At 66.4% G+C, this 15,997-nt stretch carries 17 protein-coding genes; 5 read left to right on the forward strand and 12 right to left on the reverse strand.

Going from position 1 to position 15,997, the window contains the following annotated elements; all coding sequences use genetic code 11:
• The first annotated feature begins 116 nt into the window (after nucleotides 1–116).
• Together J2X58_RS10400 and murU are read left to right on the forward strand one after the other, a co-directional pair.
• Entirely contained in the window at nucleotides 117–1,127 is a 1,011-nt protein-coding gene (locus tag J2X58_RS10400; RefSeq protein ID WP_310048062.1) for a phosphotransferase, read from the forward strand.
• Nucleotides 1,124–1,801: an N-acetylmuramate alpha-1-phosphate uridylyltransferase MurU gene (murU, locus tag J2X58_RS10405; protein ID WP_310048063.1), complete on the forward strand. Its 678-nt coding sequence runs from the start codon at nucleotides 1,124–1,126 to the stop codon at nucleotides 1,799–1,801. The genes J2X58_RS10400 and murU overlap by 4 nt, the downstream gene beginning before the upstream one ends.
• Nucleotides 1,802–1,809: 8 nt before the next feature.
• On the opposite strand, the gene J2X58_RS10410 is transcribed toward murU, so the two are convergent.
• From J2X58_RS10410 to J2X58_RS10430, 5 genes are all read right to left on the reverse strand, one after another.
• A complete protein-coding gene (locus J2X58_RS10410; RefSeq protein ID WP_139206110.1) occupies nucleotides 1,810–2,037 on the reverse strand; it encodes a hypothetical protein in 228 nt (75 codons plus the stop codon).
• A 77-nt stretch (nucleotides 2,038–2,114) separates the two neighbouring features.
• Nucleotides 2,115–3,125 carry a flagellar motor protein MotB gene (gene motB / locus J2X58_RS10415; RefSeq protein ID WP_310048064.1) on the reverse strand — a complete coding sequence of 337 codons (1,011 nt, stop codon included), beginning with the start codon at nucleotides 3,123–3,125 and terminating at the stop codon, nucleotides 2,115–2,117.
• 6 nt (nucleotides 3,126–3,131) lie between these two features.
• The gene (gene motA, locus J2X58_RS10420; protein WP_090057007.1) at nucleotides 3,132–3,986 is read right to left on the reverse strand and encodes a flagellar motor stator protein MotA; all 855 of its coding nucleotides are present in this window, start codon (nucleotides 3,984–3,986) and stop codon (nucleotides 3,132–3,134) included.
• A gap of 81 nt (nucleotides 3,987–4,067) precedes the next feature.
• Complete coding sequence (locus tag J2X58_RS10425; protein ID WP_310048067.1) at nucleotides 4,068–5,432, reverse strand: ATP-binding protein; 1,365 nt, start codon at nucleotides 5,430–5,432, stop codon at nucleotides 4,068–4,070.
• Nucleotides 5,433–5,472: 40 nt separating this feature from the next.
• Nucleotides 5,473–5,751 (reverse strand): hypothetical protein, encoded by a 279-nt coding sequence (locus tag J2X58_RS10430; protein WP_090180085.1) that lies wholly within the window; start codon nucleotides 5,749–5,751, stop codon nucleotides 5,473–5,475.
• A gap of 204 nt (nucleotides 5,752–5,955) precedes the next feature.
• Here J2X58_RS10430 and J2X58_RS10435 point away from each other — a divergent pair, with 204 nt between their 5' ends.
• The gene (locus tag J2X58_RS10435) at nucleotides 5,956–6,195 is read left to right on the forward strand and encodes a hypothetical protein (protein ID WP_090057001.1); all 240 of its coding nucleotides are present in this window, start codon (nucleotides 5,956–5,958) and stop codon (nucleotides 6,193–6,195) included.
• Nucleotides 6,196–6,275: 80 nt separating this feature from the next.
• On the opposite strand, the gene secF is transcribed toward J2X58_RS10435, so the two are convergent.
• The 4 genes from secF to tgt form a co-directional block, all read right to left on the reverse strand.
• The gene (gene secF / locus J2X58_RS10440) at nucleotides 6,276–7,238 is read right to left on the reverse strand and encodes a protein translocase subunit SecF (protein WP_090056999.1); all 963 of its coding nucleotides are present in this window, start codon (nucleotides 7,236–7,238) and stop codon (nucleotides 6,276–6,278) included.
• 13 nt (nucleotides 7,239–7,251) lie between these two features.
• The gene (gene secD / locus J2X58_RS10445; RefSeq protein WP_090056997.1) at nucleotides 7,252–9,126 is read right to left on the reverse strand and encodes a protein translocase subunit SecD; all 1,875 of its coding nucleotides are present in this window, start codon (nucleotides 9,124–9,126) and stop codon (nucleotides 7,252–7,254) included.
• A 63-nt stretch (nucleotides 9,127–9,189) separates the two neighbouring features.
• On the reverse strand, nucleotides 9,190–9,537 hold the full coding sequence (gene yajC / locus J2X58_RS10450; protein ID WP_089974384.1) for a preprotein translocase subunit YajC: 348 nt from the start codon (nucleotides 9,535–9,537) through the stop codon (nucleotides 9,190–9,192).
• Between the two features lie 143 nt (nucleotides 9,538–9,680).
• Complete coding sequence (gene tgt / locus J2X58_RS10455; protein ID WP_090056995.1) at nucleotides 9,681–10,811, reverse strand: tRNA guanosine(34) transglycosylase Tgt; 1,131 nt, start codon at nucleotides 10,809–10,811, stop codon at nucleotides 9,681–9,683.
• Between the two features lie 156 nt (nucleotides 10,812–10,967).
• On the opposite strand from tgt, the gene J2X58_RS10460 reads away from it, so the two are divergent.
• Together J2X58_RS10460 and J2X58_RS10465 are read left to right on the forward strand one after the other, a co-directional pair.
• Nucleotides 10,968–12,122, forward strand: a complete 1,155-nt coding sequence (locus tag J2X58_RS10460) for a flagellar hook-length control protein FliK (RefSeq protein WP_310048073.1) — start codon at nucleotides 10,968–10,970, stop codon at nucleotides 12,120–12,122.
• Entirely contained in the window at nucleotides 12,119–12,382 is a 264-nt protein-coding gene (locus J2X58_RS10465; RefSeq protein ID WP_090056991.1) for a hypothetical protein, read from the forward strand. Before J2X58_RS10460 ends, J2X58_RS10465 begins: the two co-directional genes overlap by 4 nt.
• Nucleotides 12,383–12,467: 85 nt before the next feature.
• Here the strand turns inward: J2X58_RS10465 and J2X58_RS10470 are convergent, their stop codons facing one another.
• The 3 genes from J2X58_RS10470 to J2X58_RS10480 form a co-directional block, all read right to left on the reverse strand.
• Entirely contained in the window at nucleotides 12,468–13,235 is a 768-nt protein-coding gene (locus J2X58_RS10470) for a hypothetical protein (protein ID WP_310048076.1), read from the reverse strand.
• Nucleotides 13,232–13,429, reverse strand: a complete 198-nt coding sequence (locus J2X58_RS10475; protein WP_310048078.1) for a hypothetical protein — start codon at nucleotides 13,427–13,429, stop codon at nucleotides 13,232–13,234. Before J2X58_RS10475 ends, J2X58_RS10470 begins: the two co-directional genes overlap by 4 nt.
• 326 nt (nucleotides 13,430–13,755) lie before the next feature.
• Nucleotides 13,756–15,774 carry a hypothetical protein gene (locus J2X58_RS10480; RefSeq protein WP_310048080.1) on the reverse strand — a complete coding sequence of 673 codons (2,019 nt, stop codon included), beginning with the start codon at nucleotides 15,772–15,774 and terminating at the stop codon, nucleotides 13,756–13,758.
• Nucleotides 15,775–15,997: the final 223 nt, after the last annotated feature.

Genomic DNA, 15,997 nt, shown 5'->3' on the forward strand with positions numbered 1-15,997 from the left:
CCAACAGGGCTGAAGCTGTCGCGGCCAGGTCCGCTCCAACAGGGCTGAAGACCGTCGCTGACACCTGCGGGCAAAGGCTCTAAGCTCGTGCGCAGCACCGCATACGCGAAGACCGCATGACCGCCACCGATCGTTCCGCCGCACGTCTCGCCTGGGCTCGCGAAGCCACCGGCGATGCCACTCTCGTCCTCGAACCAGCCTCCTCCGACGCCAGCTTCCGCAGCTACTGGCGCGGCCACGTCGACGGCCAGCCGGTCATCGTCATGGATTCACCGCCCGAGAAGGAAGATCCCGCGCCGTGGATCGCCATCGGAAAGCGGCTCGCCGCCGCGGGCCTCCACGTCCCCACGGTGATGGTGGCGGATGCGGCGCGCGGCTTCCTGCTGATCGAAGACCTGGGCACGCGCACCTACCTGCCCGAACTGAACGACGGCACCGTCGACGCGCTCTACGGCGACGCGCTCGACGCGCTCCTGCGCATGCAGCTGCACATGGACACCGAAGGCCTGCCCGCCTTCAACCGTGAATGGCAGACCATGGAGATGGAGATCATGCCGCGCTGGCTGCTGCAGGAGCACCTCGGCGTCGACGTCGCCTGCGAGGAGTGGGACGTCATCGAGCAGGCGTTCACCGCGATCATGCACGTCATCGCCGAACAGCCGCGTGCCTTCATGCACCGCGATTATCACAGCCGCAACCTGCTCGTGACGGACGAGCGCTCGCCGGGCATCATCGATTTCCAGGGGGCGATGTCCGGTCCGGTCACCTACGATCTCGCCTCGCTGCTGCGCGACGCGTACATCGTGTGGGACAACGAACGCGTGGAAGGCTGGGTGGAAGCCTATCGCCTGCGCCTGCTCGACGCGCGACTGATCGACGAGACGGTCGACACCGATCGTTTCCGCCGCTGGTTCGACCTCACGGGCCTGCAGCGGCATATCAAGATCCTCGGACTGTTTTGCCGCCTGCATTACCGCGACGGCAAGCCCGGCTACCTCGCCGATCTGCCGCGCGTGCTGCGCTACGTGCTCGACACCGCGCGGCGTCACGCCGATGTCGCGCCGCTGGCCGACTACATCGAGGCGAAGATCGGCGGTCGCGACATCACCGTGGCGCGCGACGCATGAGGCACGCGCTGATCCTTGCCGCCGGGCTCGGCGAGCGCATGCGTCCGCTCACGGAACGGACACCCAAACCGCTGCTCGAGGTGGCCGGCAAGCCGCTCATCGTGCATCACATCGAGAAGCTCGTCGCCGCCGACGTGCGCTACATCGTGATCAACACGTCGCACCTCGCCGATCAGTTTCCCGACGCGCTGGGCGACGGTTCGCGCTGGGGCGTCCGCATCCGTTATTCGTACGAAGGTCCGACGCCGCTGGAAACCGGAGGCGGCATGCTGGCCGCCCTGCCCCTGCTGGGCCCGGACCCGTTCATCGTCGTGAGCGCGGACATCTGGAGCGAGATCGACTATGCCGCGCTTCCCCGCGAGCCGGAGGGCGTTGCGCACCTCGTCATGGTTCCCAACCCGGATTTCCATCCAGCCGGTGACTTCGCGCTGGCGGCGGGACGGTTGTTCGAGGGCGAGGGTCCGGACGGCGCGGAGCGCCTGACGTTCGGCAACGTCGGCGTGTATCGCCGTGAGATCGTGGAAGGCGAAGCCCCTGGGCGCTTCAAGCTGCTACCCATGTATCGCAAGGCGATGGCGGAAGGCCGCCTCGCCGGCGAACGCTTCGACGGCTTCTGGCGAAATGTCGGGACACCCGCGCAGCTCGACGAGCTGCGCGGCGCCGTCGGTCGATAGACGATCGGTTACTGCACCGTCTCGACGCCGAGTTCGCGCAAGCGCTCGTGTCCGAGAGTGAAAGCTTCGTTGAAGGCGCTGGTGATGTCGGCGAAGTCGTGGGACCCGGTCCCCGCTTCGATTTCTTCGCCGATGTGATCGAGGATGCGGTAGCTGCTGCGGTAGAGCTGCTCGCCCGCGTCGCCATGGTGCTTCACCGCCTTGGCGACTACCCGGTACTTACTGTGATTTTCCACTGCGTCTCCCTCCCCTGTGCCTCGATACTGCCGGGGGAAGATGACGGTTGCAAGTGACCGGACGATGGCTGTCCGGCCTAACCGCCGTCGCCGACGTGGGCGACCGTGTTGGCCGGGGCGGCATTCGTCGCCGGCCCGGGCGTGCCGGGCATGCCCGCGCCGACATGCTCGGCCTCCGCCGGATGCGCCGGCGCCTCGGGCGCCACAGGCTCCGCCACGACGTCGGACGACAACGCGGCTTTCCGCGCTTCGTTCGTCATGACGACGATGCTGATGCGGCGATTGATCGCCGATGCCGGATCGGCCTTGTCGAAGGGCACCGATGCGGCGAGTCCGACGACGCGCGCGACCTTGTCGGGTTGCATGCCGCCTTCGACGAGCGTGCGACGCGCGGCGTTCGCGCGATCGGCGGAGAGTTCCCAGTTGCCGTACGCGCTGTCCGCGCTCACGTAGCGCGCGCTGTCCGTGTGGCCCGAGATGCTGATGGCGTTCGGTACCTGGTTCACGAAGCCTGCCAGCTCATGCAGGATCTGCACGGTGTAGTTCTTCATCACGCCGCTGCCGGTATCGAACATCGGGCGGTTCTGCTTGTCCACGATCTGGATGCGCAGGCCTTCCGACGTGATGTCGAGCAGCAACTGATCCTTGTACGGGGCCATGGCCTGGCTCTTCGCGATGGCCTCCTGGAGGTCCCGCATCAGCTGTTCGAGGCGGCGCTTCTCCTGCGCCTTCGCCTGCTTGTCGATCTCGGCGTCGCTCGGCTTCGCGAACGCCTGCTGGTCGCCCGGGCCTTTGGGGAGGTCGAGCGCGCCGCCGAGCTTGATCATGCTCGTGCTCGCACCGCCCGGACCCATCTTGCCCGACGGCGCCATGGTCGACTGCCCCGGCGTCATGCTGGGGTTCTTGAAGTATTCCGAGATGGCGGCGCGCTGCTGCTTCGTGCCCGCGCCGACGAGCCACATCACGAGGAAGAACGCCATCATGGCGGTGACGAAGTCCGCGTAGGCGACCTTCCAGGCCCCGCCATGGTGACCGTGGCCCCCGCCCCGTTTCTTGCGGACGACGATGATCTGTTTCAGGTCGCTCATGGCCGCTTACCGGGCCGCCTTGAGATGGGCTTCGAGGTCCTGGAAGGACGGGCGGCTGCTCGACTTCAGCGACTTGCGCGCGAACTCGACCGACACCATCGGGTTGTAGCCGCGCAGGTTCGCCATGAGCGCGACCTTGACGCACTCGAAGGCCTTGCCGTCGGTGTTCACGCGGGCTTCCATCGCCGCCGAGAGCGGGCCGATGAAGCCGTAGGACAGCAGGATGCCGAGGAACGTGCCGACGAGCGCACCCGCGATGTGCTCGCCGATGACGGCCGCGTCGCCGTCGATCGACTTCATCGTGATGACGATGCCCAGCACCGCCGCCACGATGCCGAAGCCCGGCAGCGCGTCGGCCATCTTCTGCACCGCGAGCGCGGGCACCATGGCCTCGTGGTGGTGCGTTTCGAGCTCGACCTCGAGCAGCTGCTCGAGCTCGTGCGGGTCCATGCTGCCGCCGACGATGAGGCGCAGGCAGTCGGTGATGAAGTCGATCAGGTGGTGTTCGGCGACCAGGCGCGGGTACGCCGAGAACAGCGAGCTGTTCGCCGGATCCTCGATGTGCGCCTCCATGCCCAGCTGACCTTCCTTGCGCATCTTCGTGAAGATGTCATAGAGCAGGGACAGGAGGTCGATGTAATCCTGCTTGCGGTACTTCGGGCCCTTGAACAGGGCCAGCGCGTCGCGTGCCGAACCCTTCACCACGTCCATGGAGTTCGCACTCACGAACGCGCCCAGGGCGGCACCGAAGATGATGAGCAGCTCGTAAGGCTGCCAGAGCGCGGCGATTTCGCCGTGCGAAAGCACATAACCGCCCAGTACGGAGACCAGGACGACGATGGAACCGATGATGACCAACATGACTACTTCCTCCCAGTCCTTTCACATATCGGCAGGGCCGGGACGAAATTGAGGCGGTGCACCATGTCTTTTTGGCAGCTTTCACTCCTCGCCATCGAGGGGCCCGGGGTAGCGCGGGAAGACCAGCCGGATGCGCGTCCCGACGCCGGTTTCGCTCTCGATCTCCACACCGCCGCCGGCCTGCGCGACCGTGCCGTAGACCTGGGCGAGGCCCAGCCCGGAGCCGCCTTCCTTCGTCGTGAAGTAGGGCTCGAACAGACGCTGCCGGACCTCCTCCGGCATGCCCCCGCCGGTGTCCGCGATGCTGACGAAAACCTGGCGGTACGTCGCGGCGTCCCGGGCGAACTCGGATAGCACGGGGCCTCCCTCGCGCTCGCCGACCTCGATCACCACCTGGCCGAACCCGTCCATCGCGTCGCGCGCGTTGAGGCACACGTTCATCAGGGCCTGCTCCAGGCCGTGACGGTCGACCCACACGGGCAGCGCCCCCGGCTGGCGGAACACCTCGACCCCCACGCGCCCTCCGAGCGCATGGCGGGCGAAGTCGGCGAACGCCATCACCAGGTCGCCGAGGTCCACCGCCTCGGGTTGCGAGTGTTGGTTGCGGGCGAAGGCGAGGAGCCGGCGGGTGAGCGCGGTGGCGTGCCGCGCGCCTTCCACCGCGTAGGTGACCATCCGGCGGTGGCGCGGCGCGAGCTCCTCGCAGTCATCCTGCAGGCCGGAGAGGCTCACGATCACCGTCTGCAGCATGTTGTTGAAGTCATGGGCGATGCCGCTGACGAGCTGGCCGATGGCCTGCTGTTTCTGGGCCTGCCGGGCGCCCGCCTCCGCCAGTTGCCGCGCCCGGTTGGCCATGTCGAGTTGCTCGCGCACCCCCGCCAGCCGGCTTTCCGCATCCCGCCGCGCGCCGTGCTCGGACTCGAGCCGTTCCATCAGCGTGCCGTAACGGGTGGAAGCGGTGGCGGTGCTCGCGACCGTCTGGTTGAGGCGGTCCTGCATGATCTCGATGATCGATTCGAGGGACGCCTGCAGCTCGACGCGCTCCGTGACGTCCCGGCTGATGACGATGAAGTGATCGAGTTCGTCGTCGGCCACGACCGGCGCGACCATCACCTCCCACCAGCGCGCCGAGCCGGCGCCGGGGTTGCGCGATCCGACGAAGTCGACACGCTCGCCGGCAGCCGCGCGATCGAGGACGCGCGCGACCATGTCCTGCGCTTCGGGCGGCCAGAGCTCGAGCCAGTGCCGTCCGATGAGCCGATCGGCTCCCTCCGGCGCGAGGGCCGCGCAACCGAGGCCCGCCACGAAGCGAATCACGCCGTCACGGTCGAGTTCCTTCATGCAGTCGGAGGAAGCCTCCACGAACTGCCGGTACCGCCCGTCCCAATCACTCATGGCGTATCGCCGCTCGTCACCCTGAATGAGGGATATGACGCGCCGCGCCACGGGTCGCTGTCAAGACGGAATTTTCACGCACGTCGCCGGATCAGCGTTCCGCCTGGGCGTCGACGTCGTCATCGAAGCCGGTTTCGCCCTCGGCGAAGACGGGCGCCCCGTCGTCCTCGACGCCGAGAACCAGTCCCAGGGCCTTCTCGGCCGCCTGAGCGGCGCTCGCCTCGTCGCGAAAACTGCGGTTCTCGTAGACGGCGAAATAGCTCGGGTAGCCACCGTCCGCGGGCTGGGAGATCAGCAGGGCGGTATAGCGGGAACCCTCTCGGGTCGCGCCGCTGGTGAGGGTGAAACGGGGGAAGTCGCGTGCTGCCATGGGGCCGGTGCCTCGTAAGGAACGGAAAGTCTAGCTCAGCCAGAGGCTTGGCCCATTTCCCGCACAAAAAGCCTTATCAATCAATACAATGTTGAACAACCTCGCACTTGCCTCATGCGTCGTTCTACGGTATTCCGTACGTCAAGCGACGTCACGCCGTCTTCACGGCGTCGCGAAACAGGGGAAACACAGGGGCACCGCAGCATGAACCTCATCACCACCGCGTCGCCGTCCCGGCGTCTTGCGTGGGCCGTCGCATCCGTACTCGCCCTGGCCGGCATCGTCGGCCTCGCACTCGCGCCGCAGGTGGCGGCCGCGATCCCGAGGACGGGCATCCAGATGGTCTACGCCTGGCTCTGCGCATCACTGGTCGGCTCCGCGTACGTCGTGGTCACTCTGGCCAACGACGCCGAAGGCGCCACCGAGGACGGTGACGATTTCTGATCCCAGGGATGAGGGATGGCTCAAGAAAAAAGGCCCGTCTCGCGACGGGCCTTTTTTTCTGGCGCGGGAGCATCGCCGGATCAGGGGCGACGCTCGAGCTCCGGGTCTTCCTTGGTGCGCGGCATCAGGTCCTGCTTCGACACGCCCAGCCAGAGGAGGATCGGACTGGCGACGAAGATCGACGAGAGCGTACCGACCAGGATGCCGATCAGCATCGTGATCGCGAAGCCATGGACCACCGGACCGCCGATGAAGAACAGCGCGGCCATCGTGATGCCGGTGAACAGCGACGTGATGATCGTACGCGACAGCGTGCTGTTGATCGAACGGTTGAGCACTTCTTCCGGCGTGGCGTTGCGGCTGGAACGGAAGAGTTCGCGCACACGATCGAACACGACGACCTTGTCGTTGATCGAGTAGCCCACCACCGCGAGCACCGAGGCGAGCACCGTGAGGTCGAACTCGCGCTGAGTCAGCGCGAAGATGCCGAGCGTGACGAGGACGTCGTGCACTTCCGTCGCCAGCGCCGCGATCGCGAAGCGCTTCTCGAAGCGGATCCACAGGTAACCCATGATGCCGACGATGACGAAGATCACCGCGACGATACCGTCGCTGCGCAGCTCTTCGCCGACCTGAGGGCCGACGAACGAGCGGCTCTTCATCGTGACGTCGGGACGGGTGGCCTTGAGCGCCGCGACGACGTCCGCGGCCACGCGCGACGCGGCCTCGTCGTTGCTGAGGTTCGCCGCGCCCTTGTCGTCCTTCGGCTGCAGGCGCACGGAGAATTCGCGCGCGCCGCCGACGGCCTGCACGAGCGGATTCTCCAGGCCGGCGTGTTCGAGCGCCGCGCGGACGTCGTTCACTTCGGCCGGCGAGGCGTACTGCACGTCGACAGCGACGCCGCCGAGGAAGTCCTGGCCGTAGTTGAAGCCCTTCGTGAGGATCAGCGCGACCGAGCCGATCATGAGCAGGATCGCCAGACCGATGCTGTACTTGCGCAGGCCGAGGAAGTTGAAGTTCGAATTGTGGTTGAAGATTTCCATGGCGTCCCTCCCGTCAGACCGACAGGGTCTTGAGCTTGCGGCCGCCGTGAATCAGCGCGGTGATGGCGTGGGTCACCGTCACCGACGTGAACATCGACGTGAGGATACCGATGAACAGCGTGACGCCGAAGCCCTTGATCGGACCCGAGCCCATGGTCATGAGACCCAGCGCCGCGAGCAGATGCGTCACGTTGGCATCGAGAATCGTCGCCCACGCCTTGTCGTAACCCGTGCGGATCGACGCCAGCGGCGACGAGCCGTTGCGCAGTTCCTCGCGGATGCGTTCGCAGATCAGCACGTTGGCGTCGATCGCCATGCCGAGGGTGAGCACGATACCCGCGATGCCCGGCATGGTCAGGGTGACCCCGACCAGCGACATCACGGCGACGAGCAGCACGAGGTTGAAGAACAGCGCGATGTCCGCGACGAGGCCGAAGAGCTTGTAGTAGATCGCCGCGGCCACCAGCACGAGGCCGAGGCCGAGCATCACCGCCTTGAAGCCCTTGTCGATGTTGTCGGCGCCCAGGCTGGGACCGATCACGCTCTCGCTGACGATGTCGACGGGCGCCGCGAGCGAACCGCCGCGCAGGAGCAGCGCGAGCTCGGAGGCTTCCTGGTCGTTCGGCAGGCCGTTGGTCGAGAACTGCTTGCCGAACGGCGAGCTGATGTTCGCGTAGTTGATCACCTCCTCGGTGATCTTCGGCGTCTTGATCTCCTTGCCGTCGACCGTCTTGGTCTCGACCGTGCGCGTGATGTAGAGCACCGCCATCGGCTTGCCGACGTTGTCGTTGGTGAACTCCTGCATCTTGCGCGCGCCGGCGCTGTTGAGCGAGACGCTCACGTTCGGCGTGCCGTTCTGCTGATCGCGACCGGAAACCGCGCTGGTGAGCTCGTCGCCCTTCGCGATCACCTTCTTGCTCAGCAGGTACGGACGGCCGTCCCGGCCGTAGTACAGCTTGGCGTCCGGCGGCACGCTGCCCGAGCGGGCGGCGTCCACGGCCTGCTGCGGCGTGTACAGGCCGGCACGGTATTCGAGCGTGGCGGTGGCACCGATGATCTTCTTGGCCTCGGCGGTGTCCTGGACGCCGGCGAGGTCGACGATGATCTGGTTCGGGCCCTGCTGCTGGATCAGCGGCTCGGACACGCCGAGGGCGTTCACGCGCTGGCGCAGCGTGGTCACGTTCTGCGTGATGGTGCTCTGGGCCAGTTCGCGCAGCTTCGCCGGCTTGACCGTGGCGTTGAGGATGAAGCGGTTACCGGTGGTCGGACCGTCGTTGACGGCGAGGTCCGGGTAATCGGTGCCGATCAGCGTGGCCGCCTGCTGGCGGTCGGCGTCCGAACGCAGCACGACGCTGACGCCCTGGCCGCGCGCATTGCGGTTCACCGCGTCGTACGAGACGTTCTTGTCGCGCAGCAGCGAGCGGATGTCGTCGGCGTAGCGCGTTTCCTGCGCGTCGATCACGGCGTTCTGGTCGACCTCCATCAGGAAGTGCACGCCACCCTGAAGGTCGAGGCCCAGGGGCATCGAGTTCGCGTTGATCGAACGCAGCCAGCCCGGTACCGTGGACGCGAGGTTCAGCGCCACGGTGTAGTTCTCGCCGAGGCCCGTGCGCAGGGCGTCGGACGCCTTGGCCTGCGCGTCCACGCTCGGGAAGCGCGCCAGCAGGCGCGTGCCCTTTTCGTCGAGCTCCAGGGATGTCGCCGGCACCTTCGCGGTGGCCAGCATGCCCTCGACCTTGGTCTTCAGCGCGGGGTCGACGGCGGCCCCGCGGTTGCCCGAGATCTGCACGGCGGGCTGCGGCGGGAAGACGTTCGGCAACGCATACACGATGCCGAACAGCAACACGATCACGACCAGCGCGTACTTCCAGCGTGGAAAATCACTCATGCCTTACATTCCGTGAAAGCGGCCGAGCACCGGCCGCGGCTGACGCTATGGAAGAGGAAAGTCTTACGACTTCTTCAGGCTGCCCTTCGGCAGGACCTGGGTGATCGAGCCCTTCTGCACCTGGACGACGGTGCCCGGGGCGATCTCGACACGGACGAACGACTCGCCCACGTCCTCGATGCGGCCGGCCATGCCGCCGCTCATGACCACCTCGTCGCCCTTGGCCAGTGCGGCCAGAAGCGCGCGGTGCTCCTTCTGCCGCTTCATCTGCGGCCGGATCATCATGAAATAGAAGATGCCGAACAGCACCGCCATCATGATCAGCGGCGAGAAGCCAAAGGCCCCCTGCGGAGCGGCGCCGGCGGCGGGAGCGGTGGCCTGGGCAATGGCAGCGAACGTCGGAAGGCTCATCGGATTTCTCGCAAGTCATGGAACGGCCAAGGAAAAGCTGCCGTTCACGTAAAAAGATCGTGGATTATGCCACGCACCCCGGCGGTTATGTACCGCACCCCGTCAAGGGGTTGGGGGCGCCAGGGCACCCCTGCAAGGCCGGATCAGCCGTCGGTGGCGCCCTTGCGACGCGCCTCATAGAACGCCGCCACGAAGTCCTCCAGACCGCCGGCCTCGATGGCGCCACGCAGTCCGGCCATGAGCCTCTGGTAATGACGAAGGTTGTGCATCGTCGCCAGCTGGCTGCCGAGGATCTCGTTGCAACGGTCGAGGTGGCGCAGGTAGGCGCGGGAAAAACCGTTGGCGCAGGCGTAGCAGTCGCAGCCTTCCTCGATCACGCGGGTGTCCGTCGCGAACTTCGCGTTACGGATGCGCAGGGTGCCGGCGGCCGTGAAGAGGAAGCCGTTGCGGGCGTTCCGGGTCGGCATGACGCAGTCGAACATGTCGATGCCGCGGCGCACCGCCTCCACGATGTCTTCCGGCCGGCCCACACCCATGAGGTAACGGGGGCGATCCTTCGGCAGCATCGGCAGGGTGAAATCGAGCGTGTGGTTGCGCTCGGCTTCCGGCTCGCCCACGGCCAGACCGCCCACCGCGTATCCGTCGAAGCCGATCTCGATCAGGCGCTCGGCCGAGCGGCGGCGGAGGTTTTCGAACGTGCTGCCCTGGACGATGCCGAACAGCGCGTTTGGGTTCTTCAGGTCGTCGAAGGCCCGCCGCGAACGCTCGGCCCAGCGCAGGCTCAGCTCCATGGAGTCCGAGGCGACGCGCTCCGTCGCGGGATACGGGGTGCACTCGTCGAAGATCATGGCGACGTCGGAGTCCAGCACCTTCTGGATCCGCATCGATTCCTCGGGCGAGAGGAACACCTTCGAGCCGTCGACCGGCGAGGCGAACGTGACGCCTTCTTCCGTGATCTTGCGCTTGTGCGCCAGCGAGAAGACCTGGAAGCCGCCGGAATCGGTAAGGATCGGCTTGTCCCAGCCGATGAACTTATGCAGCCCGCCGAACTCGCCGACGATCTCCAGACCCGGGCGCAGGAACAGGTGGAAGGTATTGCCGAGGATGATCTCCGCGCCGGTGTCGAGGACATCGCGCGGGGTCATGGCTTTCACGGAGCCGTAGGTGCCCACGGGCATGAAGGCCGGCGTTTCCACGGTGCCGCGGCCGAAACGGAGACGGCCGCGCCGGGCCGCGCCATCGGTGGCGAGGAGGTCGAAAGGGAGCTGGGTCATCCGCCCATTCTAACCTGCCGGCGCGGGGCGGAGGTTTGCCGATAAGGCATGGTCCAAGGGCGCGCCCGACCTAAAGTTTCGTAAAAACCCGCCGATCCCTTGGGACACAGGAGCGTGCCCACCGAGGGTGCGCCTGGCGCCGGGAGGGCATCCCCCTTGATCATCCAGCCGACCAGTCTCGCTGCCCAGCTCTGGGCCGGCGCGGCCGCGGGCACCACGGCCGCAGCGGACAGCTGGCGGGTCGGGACCCTGCTGTCGGCGCGCATCATGGGGCAGACCGACATCGGCAAGCTGTTGCTCGACATCGGCGGGATGACCGTCGAAGCCGACGCGCCGGGCGGCCAGTTGCCACAGCAGTTCCAGGTGCGCGTGCTGACCCAGGGCGCGCAGCCGCAGCTCGAGATCGTCCCGGGCAACACCGACGAACGCGTCGCCATGCAGGGCCTGCGTGAACGCCTGCCGCTGCAGAACGGCTACGCGCCTCTGCTCGGCGTCCTCGCGGCGCTCGGTCGTCGCCCCGTCGCACGGATGCTGCCGGCGCCACTGCGCGCCGCGCTGGCCACCCTCGAAGCCGCCATCAGCAAACCGTCCGACGTCAGTTCGCCGCTTGGCATGAAGGAGGCGATCGCGAAGAGCGGCGCGTTCCTCGAGGCCCATCTCGCGGAGCCGAAGCACGAGACGCCCGCCGCCGACGACTTCAAGGCGGCGCTGCTCGCCCTGCGCCGCGCGCTCGCCGACATTCCCACCGGCCGGCCGGGCACCCAGCTCGCCCGGCCAGCCAGCGACACGCCACCGCCGCTTGTGCAGCGGGCGCTCGTCGCCCAGCCGCGAGCCCCCGAACTCAGCCTCGGCGACGACGACATCGAAGCCGTCGTCGGCCAGCTGCGTACGGACACGCGCGCGGCCCTGTCGCGCGTCGAGATCGCGCAGCTGGAATCGCACCCGCAGGCGGGCGTGTGGATGATCGAAGTGCCGCTCGCCGCAGGGCGCGGCTACGACGTGCTGCAGATTCGTATCGAGGAAGGCCAGCCGCTGCCTGGCGACACCGAGGGCCCGTGGACGGTGGGTTTCGCCATCGATCCGCCGTCGCTCGGCGCCGTGCAGGGCGAGATCCAGCTCCGCGTGCCGCGTGTTTCCGTCCGCCTGTGGGCACAGCGTCCCGAAACGGTCGCGCATCTCGAGAACGCGTTCGTCGTGCTGCGCCGCCTGCTCGAAAAGAGCGGCCTCATCCTCGACCACTTCAGCTGCATGCACGGCCTGCCGACGCCGAGCAGCGCCTACAGCGCCGTCCTGCTGGAAGCCCGCGCATGACGACGGCCCTCCCCTCGCCCCGGCGCAGCGTCACGTTGCGCCTCGCGTCCCCCACGAGCAACGGCAACAGCCAGCGCATCGACGCCCACGGCGTGAAGACGATGCTCGAACGCGCGCAGGCACTAGGCCTCGCACCGCAGCTCGATCCGCAGATCGCGACGCTGCTCGCCGCGGTACGCCTGCGTGACGACGTGCCGCCGGAACTCTACGCGGCACTGTCGGCCGTGGTCGGGACGTTGCTCGCCGCCACGGACGGATAGGCGCGACCGGCGACTTCTTGATCCGGTGGGAAGCGCGCTCGCGCGCGAACGGGTGCTCGCCGCGAGCGCACATCCCAATGACGCATTACGCCATCGTCGAGAGGATCGGACCGGCGACCGCCTTCGAGACGGCGAGACCGCCACCCGGGACAGGCCGATAGGTGTCGGCGGGAATCACGAAGTCGCGGACCTTGATCGCCGCGAGGGCATACGGGTTCGCCTTGTAGTGGTCGCGCAGCAGGTACACGTTTTCGTTATCGACATCCGCATCGCGGACACTGCGCAACAAGGACATGAACCGCACGCCGCGATCGACCGTTGCGTCGAGGTTCGCGACGGGTGGATGGTCGATGTATCCGGTTACCGTCTCCGTCAGATAATAGTCGCGACTTCCGTCCCCGTAAGCGTATGCGACCGAGCGATTGAACTCCGTTGCCAGGCAGAGGAGATCGGGTAACTCGTTGAGGCGCGCCTCGAGCCAAGCCGCTTGGTCCGGATCCAGATCTGCATCGACGACCTTGAGCGACTGGCCGTCCTTTCGAAGATCGAACGTCCTCGACACCACATCCGGGCGCTCGACAGCCAGTCGGGCCAGCATGGGAACGAGGGCCTCCGCGAATCGCGTGAAGGCACTCCCCATCCGCAGCTGATCGTTAGCCATGATCGCAGAATCATGTCCCTGCGCCTCATGGCGCTCGTCAAGCGCCTCCGCGTACGCTTTCGAGTCCACGGTCATCAGCGTGTCGCCTGGTCGCTGCCCTTCCCGCATCGCGAGTGCAGCGAAGACGGTACCTTTGGCCGGGACCAGTGATGCATCGGGACCTTTGCAATGACCTGAAGAGGTGACGTTCATGACTGGCTCCTTTCGCGGGTCACCAAGGCCGCGTTCGCGTCGATCGACGCGTCGTAGACCGGACCGATGGCCATGGTTTCGCAGCCGGGAACCGGTGGGGACGTTGCGCCGGCAGTCGCGGACTGTGCATGGGCGCCGCAGGTGCAGGTCAGCATGAGCAGCGCGACGCCGCTCCAAAGGATATTTCGCTGCATCGAAGGCTCCTCGTGGGACAGGAACCAGCAACGTACGAGGCGGAGGTGTTCGCGTATGTCGGGCGACGGCGCGCGTGTGGGCTGCGGGTCGCCCGCGCTGCGCTGTCGCCAGATTGCCCGCTGCCGCGGGATCGCCGATACGATCGGCTCCCACCAGACTGGGGCCAGGCCTCTTCGGACGAGAAGGTCGCACCGCAGCTAGACCCGCCGATCGCGACGTAGTCGCCTCCAGCGACGGATTGGCACCCAAGGGATTTCTTGATCCTGTGGGAAGCGCGCTCGCGCGCGAACGGGTGCTCGCCGCGAGCGCACATCCCAATGACGCTTTACGCCATCGTCGAGAGCATCGGACCGGCGACCGCCTTCGAGACGGCGAGACCGCCACCCGGCACAGGCCGATAGGTGTCGGCGGGAATCACGAAATCGCGAACCTTGATCGCCGCGAGGGCATACGGGTTCGTCTTGTAGTGGTCGCGCAGCAGGTACACGTTTTCGTTATCGACATCCGCATCGCGGACACTGCGCAACAAGGACATGAACCGCACGTCGCGATCGACCGTCGCGTCGAGGTTCGCCACCGGCGGATGGCCGATGTGTCCGGTTACCGTCTCGGTCAGGTAATAGTCGCGACTCCCGTCACCGTATGCGTATGCGACCGAGCGATTGAATTCCGACACGAGGCTGATCAGCTCTGGCTTATCGTTGAGACGCGCCTCGAGCCACGCTGCTTCTTCGCCGTCCATGTCGGCATCGATCACCTTGAGCGACTGCCCTTCCTTTCGCAGATCGAACGACTTCGCCATCACATCGGGCCGTTCGACAGCGAGCCGAGCCAGCATCGGGACCAAAGTTTCCGCGAAGCGCGTGAACGCGTCGCCCATTCGCACCTGGTCATTAACCATGATGTCCGGATCATGCCCTTGCGCCTCATACCGCTCGTCCAGAGCATCTTCGTACGTCTTCCCATCAATCGCGACCAGTTGGCCTGGCGCGGCGCCAGCGCGGGCAGCGAGTGTGTCGAAGACCGTTCCCTTCTTGGGCACAAGCGAAGTCTCCGCACCTTTGCAGTGTCCTGAAAAGTTCACGTTCATCAGTGGTTCCTCTCGAGAGTCACAGTCTCCTTGCAGACGTGTTGAAACGTCTGATTTCGCTCGATTGCCTTTATCTGGGCGTCCGGGTCGGCGCCGAGCACCACTGCGTGGACCAACGATATCGGGTTGTAAGTGATGTACCAGACGTCGGGATGCTCGAGGCGTGGTTGAACGCGTATCGGTCCGACGACCCCACCACGACACTCCGATATGGACATCGTCGCGCGAGCGACGCCGTGCTCGTCCGTCACAGCATCGATGACACCAACCTCCCAGCTGGTTCCAGTGTTGCCTGCGAATGCCCTGTCGTGAGCGTAGATCCTCACTCGATGCCCCCCCAAGCCGCGTTTCATGATCACCCTCGAAGGCCGTGACTTCGACCTGCATCTCGCGCGCTACGTTCGCCGCCCCTCGCACCCCCGGTATCAGACCGGGTGCGAGGTGGCTGATGTTTTCATTGCTGTAGTACGACGACACGACCGCATTCGCCTTCGGATCACTGACACGCAACGTGTACGCCGAGTTGGCTTCCGCTTGTTCACCACGGACGCTGACGAACACGGGCCGCGAGGTGTCTACCCGCAACTGTCGGCCCGCACCGAGGGTGCCTGTGCGGTTCGCACCGTCGACTATGTCCGCCAAGATCGAACCTGGCCCCTCCAGCGAAAGAATGGCCTCTCGCTGGTCACTGCGGAACGAAACCAGGTAGTTATCGACATCGCCCGGGTTGTCGAGGTTGGCCGCGATCACCTGATTCCCCTGGAGGGTCGTCGCCTTTGCGAACGCGTCGTTCGGCTCGAAGCGGTCGCTTCCTTCCGATAGCGCGGCCTGAAGCTGGAACGGCACCTTCGCACCACCGGCGGGGCGGCCCACGAGGAGTAGCCAGCGCGTCGACGGAGCGCTCATGGCCTGCACGATGCGATACGAGTCGGTCGAGGCATCCGATGCCACGGCATGTGTCGTGCCGTCGGCATCCACGCGTACGAGGCTGATGTCGTGAAGCGCGCCCTGGGGGAAACCGGCCATGTTGACGTCGAGCTTGATCGACGCGGGGGCCTCGGGCGTGACCATCTGGAAGCAGGCAGTGGTCGCGTTCGCGTCGATCGACGCGTCGTACACCGGGCCGATGGCCATGGTTTCGCAGCCGGGAACCGGTGGGGACGTTGCGCCGGTAATCGCGGACTGTGCGTGGGCGCCGCAGGTGCAGGTAAGCATGAGCAGCGCGACGCCGCTCCAAAGGATTTTTCGTTGCATTGAAGGCTCCTCGTGGGACAGGAACCAGCAACGTAGGAGGCGGCGGTGTTCGGGTATGTCGGGCGACGGCGCGTGAGCGGGCTGCGGGTCGCCCGCGCTGCGCTGTCGCCAGATTGCCCGCTGCCGCGGGATCGCCGATGCGATCGGCTCCCACCAGACTGAGGCGAGATTGCCCGCTGTCGCGGGATCGCCGATACGATCGGCTCCCGCCAGACTGAGGCGA

It is taken from the genome of Luteibacter sp. 3190, from assembly GCF_031456385.1.
In the GTDB taxonomy this organism is placed as follows: Bacteria; Pseudomonadota; Gammaproteobacteria; order Xanthomonadales; family Rhodanobacteraceae; genus Luteibacter.